This window comes from Mycobacterium sp. (assembly GCF_049278535.1).
Lineage (GTDB): Bacteria > Actinomycetota > Actinomycetes > Mycobacteriales > Mycobacteriaceae > Mycobacterium.
Genome location: NZ_JBAPMI010000357.1, coordinates 1 through 24,491 on the forward strand (window position 1 = coordinate 1; position 24,491 = coordinate 24,491).

Genomic DNA, 24,491 nt, shown 5'->3' on the forward strand with positions numbered 1-24,491 from the left:
GCACGCGTGATTACCCGTAGTGAAGCATTCGCGAACCCGTCGCCAGGGGTTAGCCTCCCTATGCAATGAGCGCATTCACCCCCGACGTTCCCCACCCGCCCGAGGATGCCGTTTTGCCGTTGACCGGTGAACGCACCATCCCGGGTCTCGACGTGGAGAATTACTGGTTTCGCCGCCATGAGGTGGTCTACCAGCAGTTGGCGCGGCACTGTGCGGGTCGTGAGGTGCTGGAGGCGGGCTGCGGGGAAGGCTATGGCGCCGACCTGATCGCCGGGGTTGCGCGCCGGGTGATCGCGCTGGATTACGACCCGGCCACCGTCGCGCACGTGCGGGCCCGTTACCCGCGGGTGGAGGTCGTCCACGGCAACCTGGCCGAGCTGCCGCTTCCCGACCAGTCGGTCGACGTTGTGGTCAACTTCCAGGTCATCGAGCACCTGTGGGATCAGCCACAGTTCGTCGGTGAGTGCGCCAGGGTGCTGCGGCCCGGCGGGCTGCTGATGGTGTCGACCCCCAACCGGATCACGTTCTCCCCGGGGCGCGACACCCCGATCAATCCGTTCCACACCCGTGAACTCAACGCGGACGAGCTCGCCGGGTTATTGCGCGACGCCGGCTTTGCGTCGGCGTCGATGAGCGGCGTCTTCCACGGGCCACGGCTCGCCGAGATGGATGCCCGGCACGGCGGCTCGATCATCGACGCGCAGATCGCCCGCGCCGTCGCCGATGCGCCCTGGCCGGACCAGCTGCTGGCCGATGTCGCGGCGGTCACCGCGGCCGACTTCGACATCGTCGAGGCCGGCGCGGAGGCGTTACGTCACATCGACGACAGCCTGGATCTGGTCGCGATCGCGGTGCGCACATGACGCCCACCAAAGACGCGGTGCCGGGCTTGTTCACCCTGGTACTGCACACGCACCTGCCGTGGCTGGCGCACCACGGTCGCTGGCCGGTGGGCGAAGAATGGCTCTACCAGTCGTGGGCGGCGTCCTACCTGCCGCTGTTGCGGGTCTTACGCCGACTGGCCGATGAGGACCGGCATCGGCTGATCACGCTCGGCGTCACGCCGGTGGTCACCGCCCAGCTCGACGACCCGTACTGCCTTGACGGGATGCACCATTGGCTGGCCAACTGGCATTTGCGCGCCGCCGAGGCCGCCAGCGTGCGCACTGGCGACACGTCCGACACGTCGACGGCCTCCGCGCCGGAAGCCCTGCGCGCCTTCGGAATTCGCGAGCTTGCCGAAACCCAAGAAGCGCTCGAGGATTTCACCACGTACTGGCGCCATGGGGCAAGCCCCCTGCTGCGCCGACTGATCGACGGGGGCACGGTCGAGTTATTGGGCGGGCCGCTCGCGCATCCGTTCCAACCGCTGCTGAATCCGCGGCTGCGCGAATTCGCGCTGCGAGAGGGTCTGGCGGATGCGCGGCAGCGGTTGGCGCACAAGCCGATTGGGATCTGGGCGCCCGAATGCGCTTACGCGCCCGGCATGGAATACGACTATGCCGCGGCCGGAGTCGGCCACTTCATGGTCGACGGCCCGTCGCTGCACGGTGACACCGCGCTGGGCCGTCCGGTCGGCGATGCAGGCGTTGTCGCGTTCGGGCGCGACCTGCAGGTCAGCTACCGGGTCTGGTCACCGAAGTCCGGCTATCCCGGTCACGCCGCTTACCGTGATTTCCACACCTACGATCACCGCACCGGCTTGAAACCGGCCCGAGTCACCGGCCGCAATGTGCCATCGGAGAAGAAGGCGCCCTACGATCCCGAGCGTGCCGATCGCGCGATCGACAGCCACGTCGCGGATTTCGTCGCCGTGGTCCGTAGCCGACTGGCGTCCGAATCCGAGCGGATCGGGCGGCCCGCGCACGTGGTCGCCGCATTCGACACCGAATTGTTCGGCCACTGGTGGTACGAGGGCCCGGTGTGGCTGGAGCGGGTGCTGCGCGCGCTGCCGGAAGCCGGTGTGCGCGTCGGCACGCTGAGCGACGCCGTCAGCGCGGGCCTGGTCGGTGATGCCGTCGAATTACCGCCCAGCTCTTGGGGTTCCGGTAAAGACTGGCAAGTGTGGGCCGGCGACAAAGTGGCCGACCTCGTCCAGCTCAACACCGAGGTTGTCGACACCGCGCTATCCACTGTCGACAAGGCGCTCGCACAGACCGCCACGCTGGACGGGCCGATCCCCCGCGATCACATCGCCGACCAGATCCTGCGCGAGACGCTGCTCACGGTGTCCAGTGACTGGCCGTTCATGGTCAGCAAGGACTCCGCGGCCGACTACGCCCGCTACCGGGCGCATCTGCACGCCCACGCCACCCGCGAGATCGCCGGCGCACTGGCGTCGGGCCGCCGCGAAGTCGCGCAGCGCTTGGCCGACGGCTGGAACCGGGCCGACGGCCTGTTCGGTGCGCTGGACGCGCGGAGGCTGCCGCGATGAAAATCCTGATGGTGTCGTGGGAGTACCCGCCGGTGGTGATCGGTGGGCTCGGCCGGCACGTCCATCACCTGTCGACGGCGCTCGCCGCCGCCGGCCACGAAGTGGTGGTGTTGTCGCGACGTCCGACGGGCACCGACCCCAGTACTCACCCGTCGTCCGATGAGATCAACGAACACGTCCGGGTCGTCGCCGCCGCGCAGGATCCACATGAGTTCTCCTTCGGCAGCGACATGATGGCGTGGACGCTGGCGATGGGACACGCCATGGTCCGCACCGGCCTGTCGTTGAAAGACCGGCGCAGCGATCGCTCGTGGCAGCCCGACGTGGTGCACGCGCATGACTGGCTGGTGGCCCACCCCGCGATCGCGCTGGCCGAATTCTATGATGTGCCAATGGTTTCCACCATTCATGCGACCGAGGCAGGCCGACACTCGGGATGGGTGTCCGGATCGCTGAGCAGGCAGGTGCATGCGGTCGAGTCGTGGCTGGTGCGCGAATCCGACTCGCTGATCACCTGTTCGGCGTCGATGAGCGAGGAGATCACTGAGCTGTTCGGGCCCGGGCTGGCCGAAACAACGGTGATCCGCAACGGGATCGAGGCGGCCCGATGGCCGTTCGCGCGCCGTAAGCCCCGCACCGGCCCGCCGGAGCTGTTGTATGTCGGCCGATTGGAGTACGAGAAGGGCGTGCATGAGGCGATCGCCGCGCTGCCCCGGATCCGGCGGGCCTACCCCGGCACCACACTGACCGTCGCCGGCGAAGGCACCCAGCAGGACTGGCTCGTCGAGCAGGCCCGTAAATACAAGGTGCTCAAGGCAACTCACTTCGTCGGCCGGCTGGATCACGACGACTTGCTGGCCGCACTGCATCGCGCCGATGCTGCGGTGCTGCCCAGCCACTACGAACCGTTCGGGCTGGCGGCGCTCGAAGCCGCGGCGGCCGGCACTCCGCTGGTGACGTCGAACATCGGCGGCTTGGGCGAGGCGGTGATCAACGGCGAGACCGGGATGTCGTGCCCGCCGCGCCATGTGACGCGGCTGGCCAAGGCGGTCATCGCGGTGCTCGACGATCCGGCCGCCGCCCAGCGTCGGGCCAAGGCCGCGCGGGAACGCCTGACCTCGGATTTCGACTGGCATACGGTGGCCGACGAGACCGCGCAGGTGTACCTGGCGGCCAAGCGCCGCGAGCGGCACCCTCTTCCACGGCTGCCCATCGTCGAACACCCGCTGCCGGATCGGTAGCCGACCGCCCGGCGGCGATGCAGGTACCGTCGGCCTCATGGGCCTTGTGTACTCAAGCGTGATCGACGCACCGATCTACGAGGTGTTCGACTGGCATACCCGACCTGGCGCATTCACCCGCCTCGCACCCCCGTGGCAACCGGGACGGATTGTGGCCGAGGCGGATTCGCTGGAAAGCGGGCGGGCCGAACTCGGCCTGCCGGGCGGTCTGCGTTGGGTGGCTGACCACCAACCCGACGGCTACGACCCGCCGCGCAGCTTCGTCGACTCGATCGGCACCGAGGGACTGGCGTCGTTGCCGCTCGGCCTGGCTTTGCGGTGGCGCCACACCCACGACTTCGAAGAGGTGGACGGCGGGCGGACGCGGGTTGTCGACCGCGTCGACACCCAGGTGCCGGCGAGGGCGTTGCGATCGATGTTTCGTTACCGGCACCGTCAACTGGCCGACGACATCGCCGCACACCGGCAGGCGGCAGCTCAGGGACTGGCCCCGCTGACGGTGGCGATCACCGGGTCCTCCGGGCTCGTCGGCTCGCAGTTGAGCGCGTTCCTGTCCACCGGCGGTCACCGGGTGATCCGCCTGGTCCGGCATTCGGCCACCAAACCCGATGAACGGCAATGGAATCCGGACAGCCCCGACCAAGGCATGCTGACCGGCGTGGACGCGGTCATTCACCTGGCCGGTGAATCGATCGCCGGCCGCTTCACCGAGGGGCACCGCGCCGCGATCATAGACAGCCGGATCGGCCCGACCCGCCGGCTGGCTGAGCTGATCGCGCACTCAGCCGACGGGCCCGAGGTGCTGGTCAACGCATCCGCCATCGGCTACTACGGCTACGACCGCGGCGAGGTGACGCTGACCGAAGACAGCGAGCGCGGTGACGGATTCCTGGCCGACGTGGTTGCCGACTGGGAAGCCGCGACAGCGCCGGCCGAGCAGGCCGGAACGCGAGTGGTGAAGGTGCGCACCGGAATCGTGCAGTCCCCCGCCGGCGGGACACTGCGGCTGCTGCGCCCGCTGTTCGCCGCCGGACTCGGCGGGCGACTCGGTAGCGGGCGGCAGTGGTTCTCCTGGATCGGGATCGATGACCTCGTCGACGTCTACCACCGCGCGTTGTGGGACGGTGACCTGTCCGGGCCGGTCAACGCGGTCGCCGCCGAGCCGGCACGCAATGTCGACTACACCCGAGTCCTGGCTCGCGTGCTGCACCGGCCCGCGGTGTTGCCGGTGCCGCCGCTAGGACCGAAACTGCTACTCGGCGAGCAGGGTGCACGCGAACTCGCCCTCGCCAACCAGCGCGTGCTGCCCGCGCGGCTGCAGCAAGCCGATCACCGATTCCGCCACCCTGAACTCGAGGGGACCCTGCGGCATGTGCTCGGCCGCTGTTAGAGACCCCGCGGCGCCGCCTGCACGGCGGCAATCGACTCAGCGTCACCATCGAATTCGACCCGCACGGCATCGCGACCGGAAACGAACAGCAGCAGCTCCTGCGGTTCACCGGTCACGGTGACGACATCGCCACGGCCCACCCGGGCGATTCGTTCACCGGCGGGTGTCTGCAGAACGACCTGCGCCGGCAGCTTGCTCAGCATCATGCGGCTCATCAGCCCGAGCTGACGGCGCAGTTGTGTGGCGATCGATGCGTCGAGCACTCTGGGCTGCCAGCCGTCGGCCGCCCGGCGCACGTCTTCGTGATGGATGAACATCTCGCCGAGATTGGCCACCGGATCGAGCAGCTTGAACGGTGAGTAGATCGGCGGACCCGACGACACCATCTCGAGCAGGTCTTCCCAGTCGGTCGAGTGGGCGAGTTTGGTCTGCACCTTCGCGGTGTAGTCGGCGAGGAATGGCACCGCGATGCCCAGCGTGGCGTCGAGACGTCGTTCCCGAATGACCAGGTGGGCGGCGAGGTCACGGGTGGTCCAGCCTTCGCACAGCGTCGGCGCGTCCGGTCCTACCTGGTGAAACGTCTGCACGAGTGCGCTTCGTTCACGCTGCGCTGCGGTCATATCACCACCCTAAGCGAGATATCTGCGCTGGCGAGCGGACGAGATGTTCAGTAAGTTAATGTTTAATCTTGTGAAGTTATCCTGGCACGGCCAGGCGGGCGTGTTTGTCTTCGTCCTTTGGGAGGTATGCGCGTGAGTCTGGGCCGTACAGGTCTGTCGCGACCCGATCCTTCGAGAGGGGCTCCAGTGGGCGAGGTGCGTGCGCTGTCTTTGGCACCATCCGCGCAGCCTGCTGCGCTGACCCAGCAATCGTGGTCGGATCCTGCACAGTTCGACGGATGGCGAATCGGGTTGCGCCGCAGGGCGTTGGCGCATGTCGCTGAATTCGTGTCCGGGCGATGCGCCGCCGAGCTGGATGAGTCGGGCGTGGAAGTGGCCGGCGACATCCTGGTGAATTTCGTGGCCGGCGGCAAATGCCTTCGCTCGACCTTCATGTACCTGGGCTGGCTGGCCGGTGACGAGGAGAGCGACGACGCGCTGTTCGCCTCCGCGGGCCTGGAGCTGCTGCACGCCTTTGCGCTGTTGCAGGATGACGTGATGGACGCAGCGACATCGCGCCGCGGCCGTCCCGCCGCGCACATCCAATTCAGTCAATGGCACCGCAATCGGCAGTTGTCCGGGCCGGCAGAGCGATTCGGCGAATCGGCGGCCATTCTGCTGGGCGATCTCTGTCTGATCTGGGCCGAACAGATGCTGCGGGAAAGCGGCGTCGACCATCGCCGTCTGCAGCAGGCCTGGCCGCGTTACGACGCCATGCGCACCGAATTGGCACTCGGTCAATTCGCTGATCTTGCAAGCGATATCCGCGACCTGCCGTCGATGGACGCGGTGTTGGAGGTGGCGCGGCGCAAATCGGGCAACTACACCGTGCGCCGCCCGCTGGAGATCGGTGCAGCGATGAGCGGCTGCAGCGACCGCACTATTTCCGGCCTGGGCCGCTATGGCGAAGCGGTCGGCGAAGCATTCCAGCTCCGCGACGATCTGCTGGGGGTGTTCGGCGCCGAGAGGGTCACCGGTAAGCCCAGCGGGCAAGATCTTGTCGAGCGCAAGGCCACCAGCGTGGTCATCGCCGCGCATGACCTGGCCGATCCGCTCACCCGCCGCCAGCTCACCGAGCTGATGAATATCGAAGATCTCGACCACAACGGCATTGAGCGCTGGCGTAGGTTGATCCTGACCACAGGGGCCGTGCAGAGGATCGAAGACATGATCGACGACCGGGTTTCGTCGGCGCTCAACGAGCTCGGCGACCTTCGGATCGGCGAGCCAGTGCGGGCCGCGCTGACGAACATGGCCACCGTGTGCACGGAGCGAACCGAATGAGGCGCGTACCAGGGCCAAGCAGCCGGGTGATCGTGGTCGGCGCCGGTCTGGCAGGACTGTCCGCCGCACTGCATCTGGCCGGCCGCGGTCGTGAAGTCACGGTAGTCGAACGCGAGAGCTGGCCCGGTGGACGCGCCGGGCGCCTCGACGTCGACGGCTATCAGCTCGACACCGGGCCGACCGTTCTGACGATGCCCGACATCATCGATGAGGCTTTTGCGGCGGTCGGCGAAAACAGTTCGACCCGACTGGATTTGATGGCCATTGACCCGGCTTATCGCTCGCACTTCGCCGATGGCAGCAGTCTTGATGTGCACAGTGACGCCGATCTTATGGCGGACACGATCCGGGAATTCGCCGGCGCCAAGCAGGCGGAGGGCTATCGGAAGCTGCGCGATTGGCTGACCCGGTTGTATCGCACCGAGTTCGAGGGGTTCATCGCCGAGAATTTCGATTCCCCACTGTCGCTGCTGAATCCGCAGCTGGCCCGGCTGACAGCGCTCGGCGGATTCCGCAAGTGGGAAACCATGGTCAACCGCCAGATATCCGATCCGCGGCTGCGGCGAGTCTTCACCTTCCAGTCACTGTATGCCGGAGTTGCCCCGAAAAAGGCACTGGCGGTCTACGCGGTGATCGCCTACATGGACACGATCTCCGGGGTTTACTTTCCGCGCGGCGGCATACGGGCACTGCCCGATGCGCTGGCCGCGGCCGCCACCAACGCCGGAGTCCGTTTCAGCTACGGCACGACGGTCACTGGTCTGGAGCGCACCGGCAACCGCGTGACCGCCGTGCACACCGACACCGATCAGCGCATCGCCTGCGACGCAGCGGTGTTGACCACTGAACTGCCCACGACCTACACGTTGCTGGGACGTCAACCGCGTCGCATCGGTCGGCTGCGGCCGGCGCCGTCGGCCGTTGTCGCTCACATCGGCCGCCGCCACGCGCCGACGTCGGATCATTCACTGGCACACCACAACATCATCTTCGGCGCGGAATGGGACCAGACATTCACCGACATCATCCGGGACGGCCGGCTGATGCGGGATCCGTCGCTGCTCGTCACCAGACCGACCGCCAGCGACCCGGGCCTGGCGCCGCGCGACCACGAGCTGTTCTACGTGCTCGCCCCGGCGCCCAACCTCAGCCGCGGTGTAGTCGACTGGTCGCGCATCGGCGACAGCTACACCGAGCAGCTCATCGATACCGTAGGCGCACGGCTGATTCCGGGCTTTCGCGACGGCGCCGAAGTACTGCATGTGGTGAACCCGCAGGACTGGGCCCGTCAGGGCATGATCGCCGGCACCCCGTTCGCGCTGGCCCACACATTCGCCCAGACCGGGCCGTTCCGTCCGGCGAACATGTTGCGGGGCATCGACAATGCGGTACTTGCCGGATCGTCGACCGTGCCCGGTGTCGGTGTGCCCACCGCGATGATCTCCGGGCGGTTGGCTGCCGACCGCATCACCGGCATCGTCGATGCGTCGACACGGACGGTTGTGGCGAAAGCCGGTCGCCCATGATTCGCACCGAGTTGACCGCTGCCGGCATCGACGATCCGGGCCTGCGCGGCGCCTACCGGCGCTGCCGCACTCTCAACGCCGCCCACGGCCGCACCTTCTTCCTGGCCACCCGGCTGCTGGCACCTGATCAGCGTCCGCCAATCCACGCGCTCTACGGCTTCGCTCGCTACGCCGACGACATCCTCGACGATTTCGATCCGGCCCAGGACACCGCGACCCGGGCTGCGCAGCTGCAACAGCTGTCCGATCAATTCTTCTCCGCCAACGAACGCCCGGCCAACCCGGTGCTCGCCGCGGTGCGGCACACCGCACGCCGCTACGACATCCGCGACGAACTGTTCGTCGACTTCCTGAACTCGATGCGAATGGACTTGACGGTCACCGACTACCCCGACCGCGCCGCGCTCAACCTGTACATGAAAGGCTCGGCGGAAGCGATTGGCCTGCAAGTGCTTCCAATCCTGGGCACGTTGGGTTCGGCCGACGAGGCCGCGCCGCACGCAGCAGCGTTGGGCAGAGCATTCCAGCTGACGAACTTCCTGCGAGACATCGACGAAGACCTGCTGCGGCAACGCGTTTACCTGCCGGCCGACGAATTGGCCGCGCACAGCGTCGATCGCGAGCTGCTGATGTGGTGCCACCACAACCGCACGACAGATCGCCGGGTGCGCAACGCGCTGGCCGAGCAGCACGAAATCGCCCGGCAGGTTTACCGGTACGCCGCCGACGGCGTGCCGATGCTGGATCCGCGGTCACAGCCATGCGTAGCCACCGCGCTGACGCTGTATTCGGAGATCCTGGACCGGGTCGAAGACTGCGATTTTGCGGTGTTCACCCAGCGTGCGACCGTGGGAAACGGCCGACGGTTGCGCGTCGCCGGCGCCGGCCTGTTGCGTTCGTGGCGGGCCCGGCTGACGCACCCGGCCACAGCGGGTGATCGCAGAGCCGGTGCGGCGTAATGGATCACTGGCAATACCTCCTCGTCCTCGGGGCCTGCCTGGCGATCACGCTGCCGCTGGAGATCTTTCGCCCCGGCGTTTACCGTCAAGTGTGGCGGGCCGTGCGCGCCGTGCTGCCCGTCGCGGCGGTTTTCGTGCTCTGGGATGAGGTTGCGATCGCGGTCCATCTGTGGACGTACAACCCGGCGTACGTCACCGGCGTGAACATCCCATTCCGGATGCCGATCGAGGAGGTCTTGTTCTTTCTGGTGATTCCGTTGTGCGCATTACTGACCTATAACGCGGTCAGCGCCATACTCAATCGGTTCAACCGCCGATGAGCGGCCTCGGCTACACCCTTCCCGCCGTGGTCGCGGCGCTGGCCGTCGGCGCCCTCGAGTTGACGCTATTGCGCACCGGGCTTTTTCGGCGTCCCGCGTATTGGCTTTCCATGCTGATCGTGATCGGATTCCAGATCCTGGTCGACGGCTGGTTGACCAAGCTGAGCGCTCCGATCGTGGTGTACGACAACCGGCAAACCAGCGGAATCCGTTTCCCCTTCGACATTCCGATCGAAGACTTCTTCTTCGGCTTCGCGTTAGTCACCGCCGTCCTACTGCTCTGGGAACGACAGCGTGAGCATCGGTAACACCGGTCTGCCCCGCGCAGACGTACCAGCCGCGTTTGACGTCGGCGCATCGGCCTACGACCGCCTCGTCGGCTCCAGCCCGGGATACCATGCCCACCTTCGCCTTTCGGCACAACGGCTGCAAATATCCGACCAGGGCCGCGGGCTTCGGTTGCTCGATGCCGGCTGCGGCACCGGTGCGTCGACGGCAGCTTTGCTGAGAGTCGCCCCACACGCCGACATCACCGCGATCGATGCGTCGCAGGGGATGCTCAACGAGGCCAAAAGCAAGCCTTGGCCGTCATCGGTTCGGTTCGTCCACACACCCGTGGAAGACCTCGCCGACAGTGGCGTCACCGGCCCGTTCGACGGGATCCTGGCCGCGTATCTGATCCGCAATCTGTCCGATCCGGACACCCAGTTGCGAGCCCTGCGCGATCTGCTGGCACCCGGCTCCACGCTGGCAGTACACGACTACTCGGTGCGCGACTCCCGAGCGGCGACCGCGATCTGGCACGCCGTGTGCTGGGGCATCATCATTCCCTCCGGCTGGTGGCAAACCCGGGACGCGACGCTGTACCGGCATTTGTGGCGCAGCGTGCTGACATTCGACGGCGCAACACAATTCCGGCAGCGATTGCGCGACGCGGGGTTCACCGCAGTGCGCAGCGAAACCATGCCCGGCTGGGAGACCAACATCGCGCACACGTTCCTCGGGACCGCACCGTGACCGCCGACCGCCGCCGCCGCACCTTTCCCGCGCCGCAGGGTCTGCGCAGCGCGGCGGCGCTGTCGACGCAGCCCAAGGCCGTCGTCGTCGGCGCCGGAATCGCGGGTCTGGCCGCCGCGACCGGGCTGGCCGAACGTGGCGTCAGCGTCGACGTCATCGAACGCGAGAATTACCTGGGCGGGCGGGTCGGCGGCTGGACCGAGCAGACCGGCGGCGCCGAACTCGCGATGAACCGCGGCTTCCACGCCTTCTTCCGGCAGTACTACAACCTGCGGGCGCTGCTCAGCCGCGCCGACGCCACGTTGTCCATGCTGACCCCGGTCGACGATTACCCGCTGATCGACGGCGCGGGACGGCAAGACACCTTCCGTGGCCTGCCCCGCAATCCGCCCTGGAACGCGTTGGTATTCGCCTTGCGCAGCCCCACTTTTCGGCTCACCGACCTCGCCCGTATCGACGCGCGTTCGGCCGCTCCGCTTGCCGCGGTGTCGCTGCCCGACATCTATCACCGCATCGACCACATCGACGCCGAGACCTTCCTGAAGAGCATCAACTTCCCGGAGCCGGCGCGTCACCTGGCCTTCGAGGTGTTTTCCCGCAGCTTCTTCGCCAGCCCCACCGAGCTGTCGGCCGCCGAGCTGGCCACCATGTTCCACATCTACTTTCTCGGCTCCAGCGAGGGGCTGATCTTCGACGTCGCCAACGCCAACTACGACACCGCACTGTGGCGGCCGTTGCAGCAATATCTGGTCGGCCTCGGAGTGCGGTTCCACCAAGGCAGCGCGGTGACGAGCATCGACCGCGGCCACGCGCAGACATTCCACGTCCACACCGATGGCAACGTCCAACTGGACGCCGACGCGGTGGTGCTGGCCACCGATGTGGCCGGCCTGCAACGAATCGTGGCGGCGTCGGCGGGACTCGGCGACGACTTCTGGCGGGCCCGGATCAAAAAGCTGCGCACCGCACCGCCGTTCATGGTGCAGCGCCTGTGGCTTGATCGCCCCGTCGCCGCTGACCGCGCAGCATTTTTGGGCACCGCCGGACACGAACCGCTCGACAACATCAGCGTGCTGGAGCGGTACGAACTCGAGGCCGGCGACTGGGCGCGGCGCAATGGCGGCTCTGTTGTCGAATTACATTCATACGCAGTGGAATCGGAACAGTCAGAGGACACCATGCTGGATCAGCTGCATAAGCTGTACCCGGAAACCCGCGCAGCGAAAGTGGTTCACCAACGACTGCTGCATCATAGCGATTGCCCGCTCTTCGCGCCGGGCAGCCATGCGCATCGACCCGGTGTCGTCACACCGGTGCCGGGGCTGCTGCTGGCCGGCGACGGGGTGCGCATCGATCTACCGGTGGCGTTGATGGAGCGCGCGGCCACCACCGGCTGGACGGCCGCCAACGTAATGCTGGACAAATGGGGGCTGGCCGGCCACGAGCTGTGTACGGTTCCCACCCAAGGCCGTTCGGCGCTATTGCGCTATCTTGCCGGACGAGAAAGGCTTTCGCGACGATGAACATCGGCGACAACATGCGGCGCCGCTGGCCCAAAGATTGGCCGCTGCAGGCTATCCCACCGGTGAAGTGGGCCAACCAGCGTCCGACCTACCGCGAGGCCTCCCCGGCGATCATCGACGACGCGCTGGACCGCTCGCAGCGCCGCCCGAGCGGCAACTGGTACACGTTCGCCGCGAGCCGCGATGTGCGCAGCGGTCGACCACTGGGCACCCGCGTTGCCGGCGTCGAGCTGGTCGCATGGCGTAACGAGCAATCCAGGCTGCACGTCGGGCCGCGCAGTTGCCCGCATCTCGGCGCCGACCTGGCCACCGCGGCAGTGCACCGGGGTGCGCTGATCTGCCGATGGCACGGCCTGTGCCTCGATGGCAACACTGACGAATTCGGCTGGCGCCCGCTGCCCAGTTACGACGACGGCGTGCTTGCCTGGGTGCGGCTGGACGGCGTCGGCGGCGAGGAGCCGCTCGATCAGCCGGTGATTCCGGCCAGGCCGACCGGCGACACGCTGCACGCCGTCGCGAGAATGGTCGGCACGTGCGAACCGTCCGACATCATTGCCAACCGCCTAGATCCTTGGCATGGCGCGTGGTATCACCCCTATTCGTTCACCCGACTCGAGGTGCTCACAACGCCGACCGACGAGGCGGACCGCTTCCTGGTCGCGGTGACGTTCCGCATCGGCCGCGTCGGAGTGCCCACCGTCGCGGAGTTCACCAGCCCCGAGCCGCGCACCATCGTGATGCGCATCGTCGACGGTGAGGGAACGGGCAGTGTGGTCGAAACTCATGCGACCCCATTGGGTTTGGGCTCTGACGGCCACCCGCGAACGGCAGTGATCGAAGCCACCGTCGCCCACTCCGACCGAACCGGATTCAAGCGGACCCGTCACGCCGCCCCGATGATCACCGGGCTCATGCGGATCGCCGCGGCCAGGCTGTGGAAAGACGACCTGGCCTACGCCGAACGCCGATATCAGCAACGCACCGCCACGCCGTGACACCTTCGCCCGCCGTCGCTGTTACTGGCTTATGTTCGCGTGGAAACGTCGGCGCCGCTTGCCGTTGCGGTGATGTCGCGGGCAATACCGCCGAACATCGCGTCCCGAAACAACGCAGACGCCTTCCAAAACGCTTCGCCGACAAGGCCATAAGGCTGAAAGACCACACGTTGCCGATAGCGGGACTGGGCGTCGCCGTCGGCGTGCACTGACAGCTCGAGCCAGAGCCGTCCCGGCAGCGAAATGTCAGCGCGCAGCCGCAGCAGGCGGGGCGGATCGACGTACTCGACCCGCCACCAGTCCAGCGCCTGGCCGGCGTGCAGATGGCGCGTTTGCGATGATCCGGATTCATCCTCAGCGGCACCGACGCCCCGGCCGGTCCAGCCACGCAGCGCCCAGGCAGGCGGCACCGCAGACCAGCCGTGCTGGGAGCCGATCGACTCGAAAACCCGCCAGAGCGTTTCGGCATCGGCGTCGACATGTCGTTCCGACACCCGCTCGTGCAGCGGTCCACCGGCCCAGACCGGATCGGTGGGCAGCGGCTGCGACGGTGAGTCGTCTACTCCCGAGCGCGACCACCGAGTGGTCAGCGTAGTGTCGCGAGTCCTCTCCAACGCGAGTTCAACGGCGTCTTCGTAATGGGTCAAGCCGTTTTCGGGATCGGGGATGAGCGTAGCGATGTCGTGCTCGGTGCAGACGACGTCGTTTTCCAGCGACTCCATCAGCGATGATGCCAACGACCGCGGCAGCGGGGTAATCAGGTTCACCCAGTGCGAAGACAGCCACGGGGTCAGCACCGGCACCGGAACCGCGATTCGGCGTTGCAGGCCGGCGATAGCCGCATACTTGCGGATCATCTCGGTGTAGGTGAACGTGTCGGGGCCGCCGATGTCGAAGGCACGACTGACTTCCGCGGGCAGCTCGGCCGCATTCGTCAGGTAATACAAGACGTCGCGGATCGCGATGGGTTGGACCCGGGTGCGAAGCCATTTCGGGGTGACCATCAACGGGAGCCGTTCGGTGAGGTACCGCAGCATTTCGAAGCTCGCCGAGCCCGCTCCGATTATGGCCGCCGCCCGCAGTTCAGCGGTGGGAACTCCCGAATCGTGAAGCAGCCGGCCCACTTCGGCGCGCGAGGCCAAGTGGTCTGACAACTGCTGGTGATTCGCGATGATGCCGCCCATATAGACGATGCGCGAGAGTCCGGCTTGTGCGGCGGCATCGGCGACGATCGAGGCCGCACGCGCATCAACGTCCACGAAGTCCGCGCTCAGCATCGAGTGCACCAGATAAAAGAGCACCTGCTGACCGGCGACCGCGTCACGCACTTTTTCGGCGTCTGTGACGTCCCCCTCGACCACCTCGACATCTCGGCGCCACGGCACATCGTCGAGCTTGGCTGGCGTTCGGGCCACCACCCGGACTTCGTGACCGGCCGATAACAGTTCGGGGACCAGCCGTACCCCGAGGTAACCGGTGGCACCAAAAACGACGCAGCGCATCGCTCACTCCTTGATTGACTCAAATCCAACGCAGCGGTGGATGCTGCATTGGGCGTATACCCGCTTTGCCAGCCGTTAGGACGTCCGGATGACTAGATCACATATCCTTCATATAAATGAATAGTTAAGTTTGTAGTGTAATAGTTAGGTAGGTAGTGGACAATGCCAACCATCGGCGGGTTCGTCGCGGGTCGGCCACCCATCAACAGCCAGATTTATTGGTCCGGCCGGCGACATCTCTACGGGAGGTCATCCAATGGCACACGATCAGTTCAGCACGGGTGACAACGTCGAGTGGAAAAGTCACGGCCAAAACGTCAAAGGGACGGTCGAGGAGAAGATCACCGACGACAGAAAGGCTGCCGGGCGCACCGTGCGCGCGTCTGAAGATAATCCGCAATACCGCGTAACGAGTGACAAGACCGGAGCTGACGCCGTGCACAAACCAGAAGCGCTGCGACACGACGCCTGACGAGACCGACGATGACTATGCACATAATCGCTAGGTCGTTGCGTATGCCAAAAGCCTTCTTGAACAGCGATATTCCGGCCAAGAAGTAACGCGTGCGACCTCAAACCGGCGTAGTGGAACCACCCGAAGCCGCAGAGTTGATGCTGGATTCGCGGACAGGGATGTATCTGCGGGCAACGCAACTCATCTCCGACATACACCAACGTGCCTCGTTCGACACACCAGCGCTGCTGCGCGAATTGATCGAAGGAGCCACCGACTTGGTGCCCGGCGCACAGTACGCCGGCATCACGGTCACGCAGAAACGGCGCCGCAACGAGACCGCCGCCGCTACTCATCGTTATCCGGTAATCCTCGACGAAATCCAGAGTCGCTGTCAGCAGGGGCCGTGTCTGGCTGCCGCCGCGCGGCAAAGCAACATCCGCGTCGACGATTTGGTCGGCGATGACCGGTGGCCGCTCTACCGTGACGACGCGGTCAAGCGGACGCCCATCCGATCGGTGCTGTCACTCGGAATGTTCAAGGAAGGCGGCATGTCTGCGGCACTTAACTTCTACGCCGAGCCCGCCAACGCGTTCGATGACAGGTCAGTCAATTTGGGCTTGCTTTTTGCGACCCATGCGGCGCTGGTGTGGAACATGATGCGGCGTGACCAGCAATTCCGGATCGCGCTCGTCTCACGGGACGTGATCGGCCAGGCCAAAGGCGGGCTGATGGAGCGGTTCAATATTGACGCTGCCGAAGCATTCCACAGGCTCAAGCAGATGTCCCAAGAATCCAACATCCCCATTGCACAGGTGGCGCAGCGGGTCACAGCTGGCGACAGCTCGCTTTCGATATAATTCTGGTGACACCAATTCTGTTGCACCAGTTAATCGCTCACAACTTCGCCGAGCCGCAGCGTTGGCCATGACAGCCAACGGAAGCGGGCGATCACCCTAAATAGACGGGGCATTGCTGTGAGACAGCTGGGGACGCGTGAGACATTCCGGCAGTTTCTGGCGTACTCCCGCTGATCAAGCGGGCTTCCGATACGCTGCAACGAAAATTCGCCAAGAAGGATGCGACCAGGTGACTAAGCGGGGCACAAACGGTTCACCTCCCAGCAGGCCAGAGCTAGAAAAGCTGATGTCGGCCGATATGCGGGCGGTCACAGCACAATCTGATCGGATAGGTCGCCATTTCGCGCGCCAGCACGACGTAAGCGGCAACGACTTTCACGCATTACTGCACGTCATGGTCGCCGAGACAGCTGGGAAGCCGCTGACCATGGCCCAACTGCGGCAGCGGATGGACGTCTCACCGGCCGCGATCACCTACCTCGTCGACCGGATGATCGACGCCGGCCATGTCCGGCGCGAATCGGACCCCGCGGACCGACGTAAGGCGCTTCTTCGCTACGAAGAAAGTGGCATGGAACTGGCGCACGGATTCTTCATGCCACTCGGCGTGCATCTGCGAGCCGCGCTAGCCGGCTTACCCGACAAGGATCTCGCCGCAGCTCATCGAGTGTTCGATGCCATGATCACCGCAATGTCGACGTTCGAAAGCGAACTTGGAATCCACCAAGCGAAGCCGTCGGAGGCACCGGCCGCCGCATCCAGTGATTTGAGCTGAACAAGACGTCTCTGCGGCGAAACACTCTGAGCATCAATGCTTTATGCGCTGACTTAGGTGCGCCTCAGCGCGCATCGGCACAGCGCGTCCAAACGATATCTGAACACGTCCAACGCATTTCGCGCCATCCGGCCGCGACTATTGAATCGGCGTGACGCCGATGCGGCGCAGAGCTGACACGTCTGCGGCACCGGTCCCGTGCAAGCAGATTCGCAGTTCGTCGATAAAACCTTGCAGCCAATCCACCACGGCGTCAGTGGATTCGATCGCGGCGGCGAGCAGAGGGCGGGCGATTGCCACGACGTCTGCGCCCAGTGCCAAGGCTTTGGCCGCATCCATGCCGGTGCGGATACCGCCCGAGGCGACCAGTGGGACGGTGGGCAGTGCTTCGCGCACCTCCACGATGGCCCGCGCTGTGGGGATGCCCCAGTCGGCCAAGTCGGGGAAGCGCACCTCGCCGTAGCGAACGAGTTGCTCCACGCGCGACCAGGAGGTGCCGCCGGCGCCCGCGACGTCGATCGCGGCCACCGGTAACTCGCCGGACCGGCCGGTCAACTCCGCGATCGCCGCGCTGCCGATTCCGTGGCCCACTTCCTTGAGCAGCACCGGAAATTCGAGGGCGCCGGCCACCTCGTGCAGCCTGTCGAGCGATCCGGAGAAGTCGCCGTCACCGTTTCGCTGGACGGCCTCCTGAAGCGGATTGGTATGCACCGCAAGCGCATCGGCGCCAACTCGTTTCAGCGCATTCGAGATGTCGTCAACGGCAGCCGCAGTCAGCTGCGCCAACCCAATGTTGCCGAACAACAACACATCGGGCGCGACGTCGCGCACCGTGAAGCTGGAGGCCGCCGGCTCCCCCAACGCGCTGTCGAGCATGATCCGCTGCGAACCCAACATCATGCCGATGCCCAGACGCTGCGCGGCGCCGGCCAGGTTCTTGTTGATCGTCCCCGACAGTTCCGCGCCGCCTGTCATCGCGCCGACCAGGATCGGTGCACGCAACGGCGCGCCAAGGAAGTTGGTGGACAGGTCAATGTGGGTCAGGCTGGTCTGGGTCAGCGCGTTGTACGGCAGCCGGTAGCGTTCCAGCCCCGTGGTGACACCGGAGTAGGTCACCCGGTCGTCGAGGCACACGTCGATGTGGCGTCGTTTGCGGGTCGTCATCCCGTTCGAATCGGTTGGCACAGCACCTCCCCCCTTCGTCACGTGGCTCAGTCCACCGGCTGTCCGTGCGTTTTCCAGGACGAAATGTCGTCCTGATACCGCCGCATGGCCTCGATCAGGGCGGTGAACACCCTGCCGGCGGCAGAGAGGTCTTCGTCCGGTAAGTCTTGCATCGCGTCCTGCGTGTGCGATCCCAGTGGCGCGAAGAACGCTCGCGCGGTGGCCAGGCCCGAGTCCGAATAGCGGAGAATCACCTTCCGCCGGTCGCCAGGGTCAGACTCGCGAGTGATGTGGCCCGACTCCATCATCCGGTCCACGAGGTAGGTGATAGCAGCACCCGACAATCCCATCCGTTGGCGGAGCTCGCCCGATGTGATTGGCGCCCCGGCGGTTTCGGCAACCATCACGTGCAGCAGGGCGCGAAAGTCGGTGGGCCGCACGTCATGTACCACGGCGAACGACCGGCCGATCTGTTCGGACTCGGCCGTCATCACGCGCAGATACGCAGAGATCTGCTGCTCGAGTGCGGCTCGGCCGCCCGTGGTCTGTTCGGAGCCCATGACGATGTTCAGTTTATCCGCAGTGGGGTATTACTTCAGTTGATTAATACTTAATAGACTGAAAGACTTGTCGGAGTGGAAGGGAAATCAAGTGAATAAGCAGACACTGGCCGCGACGAGCATCGCCGTCGGCGCTACCTCGGGAATCGGAAGCATCGCCAGCAAGCCGCGGATCACTCGCTGGTACGCAAGTCTGCGTAAACCTGGCTATGTACCGCCCAATGGCGTGTTCCCGATTGCCTGGAGCACGCTGTACGCCGACATCGCGGTGACGTCGGCCACGGCGATCGACCGGTTACGTGCCACTGGACGCCACGCCGAGGCCCGCAGCTACATCGTCGCGCTTGCCGCCAACCTGATCCTCAACGCAGGGTGGAGTTGGCTGTTCTTCAAGTACCAGAAGCTGGGCGCCTCGGCGATCGGGGCTGCTGTGCTGGCGGCAAGCAGCGCCGATCTGGTCCGGCGCACCGCCGCGGCCGAGCCGCGGGCCGGAGCAGCACTGTCGCCGTATCCGCTGTGGTGTGCATTCGCCACTTTGATGTCAGGGCATATTTGGGTGCTCAACCGCCGATGAAGCAGGTCACTCCCTGATGCCCGCGTTGCTGTGGTTGCGCCGCGACCTGAGGCTGCGTGACCTCCCGCCGCTGCTGCGTGCCGCCGCCGACGCCGACGAGGTGCTTGCCTGCTTCGTGCTCGACCCACGACTGGAGGCCTCGTCAGGCGAGCGCCGTATGCAATTTCTGTGCGACTCGTTGCGCCGGCTGCGCGACGATCTGGATGGGCAGCTCTTGGTCACGCGGGGTCGGCCCGAGGAGCGGATTCCCGCACTGGTCAAGGAAATCGATGCACCCTCGGTGCACGTCTCAGAGGATTTTGCGCCGTACGGCCGCCAGCGCGACGAGCGGGTGCGCTCGGCGCTGGGCGATATACCGCTGGTGGCCACCGGCTCGCCGTATCTCGTGTCGCCGGGACGCGTCACCAAAGACGACGGCGAGCCATACAAGGTGTTCACCCCGTTCTTCGGGCGATGGCGCGACACGGGGTGGCGCTCAGCAGCGAAATCCGGAGCCAAATCCGCGCGCTGGGTCGACCCCAAGCAGCTCGGCAAGCATGCCAGGCCGGTCGAAATTCCCGACCCTGGCGCCGAACTCGACCTACCCGCAGGCGAAACAGCCGCGCGGCGGCAGTGGAAGAAGTTCGTCGACAAGGGGCTCGAGAACTACGGCGACGACCGCAACGTTCCGGGCCACGACGGCACGAGCCGGATGTCGGCACACCTGAAATTCGGCACGATCCATCCGAGGACGATGGTCGCCGACTTGGATCAGCGTCGCGCCGGTGCACGAGCGTACTTGCGGGAGTTGGCCTTTCGGGACTTCTACGCCGCGGTATTGCATCACTGGCCGGACAGCAGCTGGTGGAACTGGAATCGCGACTTCGACGCGATCGAGATCGATACCGGCAAGCAGGCCGAGCAGCGCTTCGAAGCCTGGAAAGCCGGCGAGACCGGGTTCCCGATCGTCGACGCCGGCATGCGACAACTTCGCGAAACCGGCTTCATGCACAACCGGGTCCGGATGATCGTCTCGTCATTCTTGGTCAAAGACCTGCACCTGCCGTGGCAATGGGGCGCCCGCTGGTTCCTCGACCAGCTGGTTGACGGCGATATGGCCAGCAATCAACACGGCTGGCAATGGTCCGCGGGATGCGGCACGGATGCCGCTCCGTACTTTCGGGTGTTCAATCCGACTAGGCAAGCGGAGAAATTCGATCCCGACGGCAACTATGTGCGGCGCTGGGTCGCTGAGCTATGCGACGCCAAAGACGTCACATTGACCAAAGGCGATCGGCCATCTGGTTATCCCGAGCCGATCGTCGACCACAGCGCGGAACGCAATGAAGCGCTGCGCCGCTACCAGGGCATCGGCTGAATCAACGGGCGGCTTTTTTGCGTTCGATGTCGGCCAGTGCCGCGGCCAGCTCGGCGCGCTGGGCAGCCGAGGTCTCCCATGCCAGCTGCCGGTTCTTGACCACCTTCGCGGGGGCCCCGACCGCGATCGAGAAGTCCGGCACATCGCCGCGAACCACGGCGTGTGATCCCAGCACGCAACCCCGCCCGATGGTGGTGCCGCGCAACACGGTCACCTTCACGCCAACCCAGGTGTCCGGGCCGATCCGGATCGGGGATTTGACGATCCCCTGATCTTTGATCGGCAGCGTGATGTCGTCCATCCGATGGTCGAAATCGCAGACGTAGCACCAGTCGGCCATCAGCACCGAGTCGCCGAGCTCGATGTCGAGGTAGCAGTTGATGACGTTGTCGCGGCCCAACACCACCTTGTCGCCGAAGCGCAGCGAGCCCTCGTGCGCGCGGATCGTGTTCTTGTCGCCGATGTGCACCCAGCGTCCGATTTCCAGCTGAGCAAGTTCCGGTGTCGCGTGGATCTCGACGCCTTTCCCAATGAAGACCATGCCGCGAGTGATGATGTGCGGGTTGGCCAGCTTGAACTTCAGCAGCCGCCAGTAGCGCACCAGATACCAGGGCGTGTAGGCGCGGTTGCGCAGCACCCATCTCAGCGAGGCCAACGTGAGGAACCTGGCCTGCCGTGGGTCCCGCAGATTCGATCCACGCCAGCGGCGATGGATCGGGGCACCCCACATGCTCGTCATGGCCGAAAAGCCTATCGCCGTTGGATCGGGCATGGCCAAGCGGGCAATCAGCCTCCCGCGAGCTGCAGCAGGTTACCCTCGCACCGTGCCCCGGCCATCTCCCCGCAGTACCGCGCGGCATTGGTCATCGGTCGCGTCGGCGGTCGTTATGGCAGCCGCCGTGGCGGGTTGCGGCAACACCGACGCATGGGTCGAGACCACACCGGCCGAGGGCTGGCCCGCACAATACGGCGACGCGGCCAACAGCAGCTACAGCGCGACACCCGGCCCTGACCGGTTGACCTTGCGCTGGACGCGTTCCGTCAAAGGGTCCCTGACGTCAGCGGTGGCGCTCAGCTCACGCAACTGGCTCGCGGCGAACGCACAGACACCGGGCGGCTGCTCGCTCATGGAGTGGGAGAACGACCACAACGGCCGGCAGCGCTGGTGCACGCGGCTCTTCCAGGGCGGCGGTCTGGCCAGCCCGTTGTTCGATGGCTTCGACAACCTCTATGTAGGCCAGCCCGGGGCCATCGTGTCCTTCCCCCCTACGCAATGGATCCGCTGGCGGCGGCCGGTCATGGGAATGCCTTCCACGCCAAGGATTCTCGATCACGGCCAGCTGCTGGTGGTCACGCACCTCGGGCAGGTGCAGGTTTTCGACAGCCATCGCGGCACCACCGCAGGCAATTCGGTGGACCTGGTGGACAACGTCGACCCGAGCGACTTCACCCGCGGGCTCTCCGACTGCGGACCGGCGCTTTCGGGTTGCCCGATCGCGGCCGCGCCGGCGTTCGCACACGACAACGGGATGATCGTGCTGGGCCTGTGGGAACCGGGCGCTGCCGCCGCGGTGCTCGTCGGGCTGAGGTATCACCCGGGCCAAAATCCACTGCTGACCCGGGAGTGGACCAGCAACGCGGTCGCCGCCGGCGTGCTGGCCAGCCCGGTGCTATCCAGCGACGGGTCCACGATCTACGTCAACGGGCGTGACGAGCGGCTGTGGGCACTGCACGCCGCCGACGGCAAGCCGAAATGGTCGATGCCGCTGAAATTCCTCGCGCAAACCCCACCGTCGGTGACGCCGGGCGGACTGGTTGTTGCGGGAGGCGGCCCCGATACCCGCCTGGTGGCCTTCAAGGACGCCGGCGACCATGCACAGGAAGTGTGGCGTCGCAACGACGTCAGCCCGCTATCGACTTCCAGCCTGGCTGGTCGCGATGTCGGCTACACCGTAGTGACCGGCGGCCCAGGCGAGGGCGAGCGGGGCATGACGCTGCTGGTTTTCGACTCAGGCAGCGGCCGCACACGCAACAGCTACCCGCTGCCCGAGGCGACTGGTTACCCCGTCGGCGTTTCGATCGGCCGTGATCGCCGGATCGTCACCGCCACCAGCGACGGTCAGGTGTACAGCTTTGCGCCGAACTGACCAGCCGGGCAGCGCTAACTTTTGACGGCCAGCGGCGGAATCGCGTTGCGCGGAACGTGGACCTGGCTGCCGCCGGCCAATGACGGCAGCAATTCACCGGGCGCGAAGTAGAAGATCAACTCGTCATCAGTGATGGCGAAGTTCTGATAGTGCGCGGCGTCTAGGCCGGAACTGGGCAGGATCGCCGCGGTGAGTCCAGTCTGCTTTCCCACTTCGCGCTGCACGATCGGGTAAATGGCGTCGAGCGGTCTGGTGTTCGGTGCGAAAAGTGTGTCGAACGTAATGGCCTTTTGCCCGGCGACGTCGTAATTGAATCCTTTATAGAAAGTAGACGGGCGGGGACCACCGAGATCTTCGAAAAGCTTGAGCACCACGCTCCGGGTGGCACCGGGTGGTTGGCCGGAGTGGAATTGCTCGGAGGTGACTTCCATTTGGTACGGCACTTCGCGGGGACTGGAAGTCTGCGACGACGTCTGCGCGACGTTGACGAAGCCATCGCGATTCTGGGTGACGAAATCAGTCAGCGCCTGGTCGGGATAGTCCACCGGAAATGCCATATTCAACGTGTAGGTGGATGTAGAGGCCTGCACGTTGCACATCTGGTCATCTTGAATCGCGCCGCCCAACGCGGTGCACGGCGAGTCCGCGGCAGCGACCGCACCGCCCCACCAACCCAGCAGAGCTCCGGCCGCTATCAGCGCGGCCGACATCATGTTGCGCATCGGTCGACTTGTCCTCGCAGACTCAGAACGGCTGAAATGCCGTCTCGCCAGCCTACCTGGCACTCCTCGCGACGCGCTGCAAACGTCCCACATGCCTGGCCGATGCAATGAGCTCCTGTACAGGTCAGCGGCCACCGTCCTCCCCGCGGTGGCCGCTGCCTGCGCCCCCCTTAGAACAGCGAAACGAGTTCGGTCCAGAAGTTGCTGGCGTCGGCGGCGAGGCTTCCACCGTCGAAGGACGACAGCAGGTCGGCCCAGATACCGCCGCCGTCTGCCAGGGCTCCCGGGGCGTCGACGCCCGACAACAGGTCAAGCAGCGGGTGGACGCTATCGCCCGCGGCACCTGCGCCTGACAACAGGTCGAGGAACGGGTGGGCGCTGTCCGACGCGGCACCGCCCGACAACAGGTCGAGGAACGGGTGGGCGCTGTCCGACGCGGCACCGCCCGACAGCAGGTCGAGGAACGGGTGGCTGCTTTCAGCCGCGGCGGACGAGGAGCCGGAAGTCCCGTCACCGCCATAAAACTTCACGATGTCCACCAGGTAGTTGCCACCTTGCGCGGAAGCGGTCCCGAGATTGTTACCTTCCACATACGCGGCGTCGTAGTTGCCAGCACCAGACGCATCGCTGCCGGCAAGCGCCGTGTCATTGTTTCCGAAGATGAAGGCATAATTGGAAGTCCCGGGGTTATCGGCGGTACCACCGGCGAAGGAGTAACTATGGTCGCCGACGACCAACGCTGAGTTGTGACTTGAGCCGACGCCGCCGGCAATCGCGGTCGAGTCGGTGCCGTAGACGGCGGCGTGGTCAGCGGTCCCGGTAGCTTCGGCATACGACCCCGCGCCGTGGGCGATCGCATAGTCCCCTTGGCCGGAAACAGCGTCGGCGGTGCCTGATTGGAACAGCACCACCCCGTTAACCGAGATGGCGAGATTTAGGTTTGGCAACGCGGACGCCGCCGATAGCGGGCCAAGAAAACCGTCGACCGACGACAACCAGTCGGACACGTTAGCCGAGGCAGTTCCAGG

The 24,491-nt window shown here is 65.6% G+C and carries 25 protein-coding genes; 18 read left to right on the plus strand and 7 right to left on the minus strand.

Going from position 1 to position 24,491, the window contains the following annotated elements; translation table 11 throughout:
* Positions 1-65: 65 nt before the first annotated feature.
* The 4 genes from WAO18_RS23130 to WAO18_RS23145 are packed head-to-tail and all read left to right on the plus strand — an operon-like array spanning position 66 to position 5,065.
* Positions 66-863 carry a class I SAM-dependent methyltransferase gene (locus tag WAO18_RS23130; protein ID WP_422208559.1) on the plus strand — a complete coding sequence of 266 codons (798 nt, stop codon included), beginning with the start codon at positions 66-68 and terminating at the stop codon, positions 861-863.
* Positions 860-2,434: a 1,4-alpha-glucan branching protein domain-containing protein gene (locus WAO18_RS23135; protein WP_422208560.1), complete on the plus strand. Its 1,575-nt coding sequence runs from the start codon at positions 860-862 to the stop codon at positions 2,432-2,434. The genes WAO18_RS23130 and WAO18_RS23135 overlap by 4 nt, the downstream gene beginning before the upstream one ends.
* Positions 2,431-3,675 carry a glycosyltransferase family 4 protein gene (locus WAO18_RS23140; protein WP_422208561.1) on the plus strand — a complete coding sequence of 415 codons (1,245 nt, stop codon included), beginning with the start codon at positions 2,431-2,433 and terminating at the stop codon, positions 3,673-3,675. Before WAO18_RS23135 ends, WAO18_RS23140 begins: the two co-directional genes overlap by 4 nt.
* A 37-nt stretch (positions 3,676-3,712) precedes the next feature.
* Positions 3,713-5,065, plus strand: a complete 1,353-nt coding sequence (locus WAO18_RS23145; RefSeq protein WP_422208562.1) for a TIGR01777 family oxidoreductase — start codon at positions 3,713-3,715, stop codon at positions 5,063-5,065.
* Here the strand turns inward: WAO18_RS23145 and WAO18_RS23150 are convergent.
* Complete coding sequence (locus tag WAO18_RS23150; protein WP_422208563.1) at positions 5,062-5,685, minus strand: TIGR03085 family metal-binding protein; 624 nt, start codon at positions 5,683-5,685, stop codon at positions 5,062-5,064. The two genes, WAO18_RS23145 and WAO18_RS23150, sit on opposite strands and share 4 nt — an antisense overlap.
* Positions 5,686-5,811: 126 nt before the next feature.
* On the opposite strand from WAO18_RS23150, the gene WAO18_RS23155 reads away from it, so the two are divergent.
* Genes WAO18_RS23155 through WAO18_RS23190 form a run of 8 tightly spaced genes read left to right on the plus strand, consistent with a single transcriptional unit; the run spans position 5,812 to position 13,348 of the window.
* Positions 5,812-7,008, plus strand: coding sequence for a polyprenyl synthetase family protein (locus WAO18_RS23155; RefSeq protein WP_422208564.1), 1,197 nt, complete (start codon positions 5,812-5,814; stop codon positions 7,006-7,008).
* Positions 7,005-8,534 (plus strand): phytoene desaturase family protein, encoded by a 1,530-nt coding sequence (gene crtI, locus WAO18_RS23160; protein WP_422208565.1) that lies wholly within the window; start codon positions 7,005-7,007, stop codon positions 8,532-8,534. Before WAO18_RS23155 ends, crtI begins: the two co-directional genes overlap by 4 nt.
* Positions 8,531-9,493, plus strand: coding sequence for a phytoene/squalene synthase family protein (locus tag WAO18_RS23165; protein ID WP_422208566.1), 963 nt, complete (start codon positions 8,531-8,533; stop codon positions 9,491-9,493). The genes crtI and WAO18_RS23165 overlap by 4 nt, the downstream gene beginning before the upstream one ends.
* The gene (locus tag WAO18_RS23170; RefSeq protein ID WP_422208567.1) at positions 9,493-9,813 is read left to right on the plus strand and encodes a lycopene cyclase domain-containing protein; all 321 of its coding nucleotides are present in this window, start codon (positions 9,493-9,495) and stop codon (positions 9,811-9,813) included. The genes WAO18_RS23165 and WAO18_RS23170 overlap by 1 nt, the downstream gene beginning before the upstream one ends.
* On the plus strand, positions 9,810-10,121 hold the full coding sequence (locus WAO18_RS23175) for a lycopene cyclase domain-containing protein (protein WP_422208568.1): 312 nt from the start codon (positions 9,810-9,812) through the stop codon (positions 10,119-10,121). The genes WAO18_RS23170 and WAO18_RS23175 overlap by 4 nt, the downstream gene beginning before the upstream one ends.
* Positions 10,108-10,830 carry a class I SAM-dependent methyltransferase gene (locus WAO18_RS23180; protein ID WP_422208569.1) on the plus strand — a complete coding sequence of 241 codons (723 nt, stop codon included), beginning with the start codon at positions 10,108-10,110 and terminating at the stop codon, positions 10,828-10,830. Before WAO18_RS23175 ends, WAO18_RS23180 begins: the two co-directional genes overlap by 14 nt.
* Positions 10,827-12,353: an FAD-dependent oxidoreductase gene (locus WAO18_RS23185; protein ID WP_422208570.1), complete on the plus strand. Its 1,527-nt coding sequence runs from the start codon at positions 10,827-10,829 to the stop codon at positions 12,351-12,353. Before WAO18_RS23180 ends, WAO18_RS23185 begins: the two co-directional genes overlap by 4 nt.
* A complete protein-coding gene (locus WAO18_RS23190; protein ID WP_422208571.1) occupies positions 12,350-13,348 on the plus strand; it encodes a DUF5914 domain-containing protein in 999 nt (332 codons plus the stop codon). The genes WAO18_RS23185 and WAO18_RS23190 overlap by 4 nt, the downstream gene beginning before the upstream one ends.
* Before the next feature lie 29 nt (positions 13,349-13,377).
* Here the strand turns inward: WAO18_RS23190 and WAO18_RS23195 are convergent, their stop codons facing one another.
* The gene (locus tag WAO18_RS23195; RefSeq protein WP_422208572.1) at positions 13,378-14,850 is read right to left on the minus strand and encodes a DUF2867 domain-containing protein; all 1,473 of its coding nucleotides are present in this window, start codon (positions 14,848-14,850) and stop codon (positions 13,378-13,380) included.
* 256 nt (positions 14,851-15,106) lie between these two features.
* Between WAO18_RS23195 and WAO18_RS23200 the strand changes: the two genes are divergently transcribed.
* From WAO18_RS23200 to WAO18_RS23210, 3 genes are all read left to right on the plus strand, one after another.
* Complete coding sequence (locus WAO18_RS23200; protein ID WP_422208573.1) at positions 15,107-15,322, plus strand: DUF2945 domain-containing protein; 216 nt, start codon at positions 15,107-15,109, stop codon at positions 15,320-15,322.
* Positions 15,323-15,435: 113 nt separating this feature from the next.
* Positions 15,436-16,164, plus strand: coding sequence for a GAF and ANTAR domain-containing protein (locus tag WAO18_RS23205; protein WP_422208574.1), 729 nt, complete (start codon positions 15,436-15,438; stop codon positions 16,162-16,164).
* A 229-nt stretch (positions 16,165-16,393) separates the two neighbouring features.
* Complete coding sequence (locus tag WAO18_RS23210) at positions 16,394-16,939, plus strand: MarR family winged helix-turn-helix transcriptional regulator (RefSeq protein WP_422208575.1); 546 nt, start codon at positions 16,394-16,396, stop codon at positions 16,937-16,939.
* A 138-nt stretch (positions 16,940-17,077) separates the two neighbouring features.
* On the opposite strand, the gene fni is transcribed toward WAO18_RS23210, so the two are convergent.
* Together fni and WAO18_RS23220 are read right to left on the minus strand one after the other, a co-directional pair.
* Complete coding sequence (gene fni / locus WAO18_RS23215) at positions 17,078-18,103, minus strand: type 2 isopentenyl-diphosphate Delta-isomerase (RefSeq protein ID WP_422208582.1); 1,026 nt, start codon at positions 18,101-18,103, stop codon at positions 17,078-17,080.
* A 47-nt stretch (positions 18,104-18,150) separates the two neighbouring features.
* Entirely contained in the window at positions 18,151-18,663 is a 513-nt protein-coding gene (locus WAO18_RS23220; protein WP_422208576.1) for a MarR family winged helix-turn-helix transcriptional regulator, read from the minus strand.
* Positions 18,664-18,754: 91 nt separating this feature from the next.
* Between WAO18_RS23220 and WAO18_RS23225 the strand changes: the two genes are divergently transcribed.
* Both WAO18_RS23225 and WAO18_RS23230 read left to right on the plus strand, forming a co-directional pair.
* A complete protein-coding gene (locus tag WAO18_RS23225) occupies positions 18,755-19,237 on the plus strand; it encodes a TspO/MBR family protein (protein ID WP_422208577.1) in 483 nt (160 codons plus the stop codon).
* A 16-nt stretch (positions 19,238-19,253) separates the two neighbouring features.
* Positions 19,254-20,594: a cryptochrome/photolyase family protein gene (locus tag WAO18_RS23230; protein ID WP_422208578.1), complete on the plus strand. Its 1,341-nt coding sequence runs from the start codon at positions 19,254-19,256 to the stop codon at positions 20,592-20,594.
* A 1-nt stretch (position 20,595) separates the two neighbouring features.
* On the opposite strand, the gene WAO18_RS23235 is transcribed toward WAO18_RS23230, so the two are convergent.
* Complete coding sequence (locus tag WAO18_RS23235) at positions 20,596-21,333, minus strand: acetyltransferase (RefSeq protein WP_422208579.1); 738 nt, start codon at positions 21,331-21,333, stop codon at positions 20,596-20,598.
* 148 nt (positions 21,334-21,481) lie between these two features.
* Here WAO18_RS23235 and WAO18_RS23240 point away from each other — a divergent pair, with 148 nt between their 5' ends.
* Positions 21,482-22,741: a PQQ-binding-like beta-propeller repeat protein gene (locus WAO18_RS23240; RefSeq protein WP_422208583.1), complete on the plus strand. Its 1,260-nt coding sequence runs from the start codon at positions 21,482-21,484 to the stop codon at positions 22,739-22,741.
* A 14-nt stretch (positions 22,742-22,755) separates the two neighbouring features.
* Here WAO18_RS23240 and WAO18_RS23245 read toward each other — a convergent pair whose 3' ends face one another.
* Positions 22,756-23,463, minus strand: coding sequence for an esterase (locus WAO18_RS23245; protein ID WP_422208580.1), 708 nt, complete (start codon positions 23,461-23,463; stop codon positions 22,756-22,758).
* A 170-nt stretch (positions 23,464-23,633) separates the two neighbouring features.
* On the minus strand, positions 23,634-24,491 hold an 858-nt coding region (locus WAO18_RS23250; RefSeq protein ID WP_422208581.1), incomplete at its 5' end, for a hypothetical protein.

Coding starts and splice junctions, on each gene's coding strand:
- WAO18_RS23130 (WP_422208559.1), top strand. CDS start 66: ATGAGCGCATTCACCCCCGACGTTCCCCACCCGCCCGAGGATGCCGTT.
- WAO18_RS23135 (WP_422208560.1), top strand. CDS start 860: ATGACGCCCACCAAAGACGCGGTGCCGGGCTTGTTCACCCTGGTACTG.
- WAO18_RS23140 (WP_422208561.1), top strand. CDS start 2,431: ATGAAAATCCTGATGGTGTCGTGGGAGTACCCGCCGGTGGTGATCGGT.
- WAO18_RS23145 (WP_422208562.1), top strand. CDS start 3,713: ATGGGCCTTGTGTACTCAAGCGTGATCGACGCACCGATCTACGAGGTG.
- WAO18_RS23150 (WP_422208563.1), bottom strand. CDS start 5,685: ATGACCGCAGCGCAGCGTGAACGAAGCGCACTCGTGCAGACGTTTCAC.
- WAO18_RS23155 (WP_422208564.1), top strand. CDS start 5,812: ATGCGCGTGAGTCTGGGCCGTACAGGTCTGTCGCGACCCGATCCTTCG.
- crtI (WP_422208565.1), top strand. CDS start 7,005: ATGAGGCGCGTACCAGGGCCAAGCAGCCGGGTGATCGTGGTCGGCGCC.
- WAO18_RS23165 (WP_422208566.1), top strand. CDS start 8,531: ATGATTCGCACCGAGTTGACCGCTGCCGGCATCGACGATCCGGGCCTG.
- WAO18_RS23170 (WP_422208567.1), top strand. CDS start 9,493: ATGGATCACTGGCAATACCTCCTCGTCCTCGGGGCCTGCCTGGCGATC.
- WAO18_RS23175 (WP_422208568.1), top strand. CDS start 9,810: ATGAGCGGCCTCGGCTACACCCTTCCCGCCGTGGTCGCGGCGCTGGCC.
- WAO18_RS23190 (WP_422208571.1), top strand. CDS start 12,350: ATGAACATCGGCGACAACATGCGGCGCCGCTGGCCCAAAGATTGGCCG.
- WAO18_RS23195 (WP_422208572.1), bottom strand. CDS start 14,850: ATGCGCTGCGTCGTTTTTGGTGCCACCGGTTACCTCGGGGTACGGCTG.
- WAO18_RS23200 (WP_422208573.1), top strand. CDS start 15,107: ATGGCACACGATCAGTTCAGCACGGGTGACAACGTCGAGTGGAAAAGT.
- fni (WP_422208582.1), bottom strand. CDS start 18,103: ATGACGACCCGCAAACGACGCCACATCGACGTGTGCCTCGACGACCGG.
- WAO18_RS23220 (WP_422208576.1), bottom strand. CDS start 18,663: ATGGGCTCCGAACAGACCACGGGCGGCCGAGCCGCACTCGAGCAGCAG.
- WAO18_RS23230 (WP_422208578.1), top strand. CDS start 19,254: ATGCCCGCGTTGCTGTGGTTGCGCCGCGACCTGAGGCTGCGTGACCTC.
- WAO18_RS23235 (WP_422208579.1), bottom strand. CDS start 21,333: ATGACGAGCATGTGGGGTGCCCCGATCCATCGCCGCTGGCGTGGATCG.
- WAO18_RS23240 (WP_422208583.1), top strand. CDS start 21,482: ATGGCAGCCGCCGTGGCGGGTTGCGGCAACACCGACGCATGGGTCGAG.
- WAO18_RS23245 (WP_422208580.1), bottom strand. CDS start 23,463: ATGCGCAACATGATGTCGGCCGCGCTGATAGCGGCCGGAGCTCTGCTG.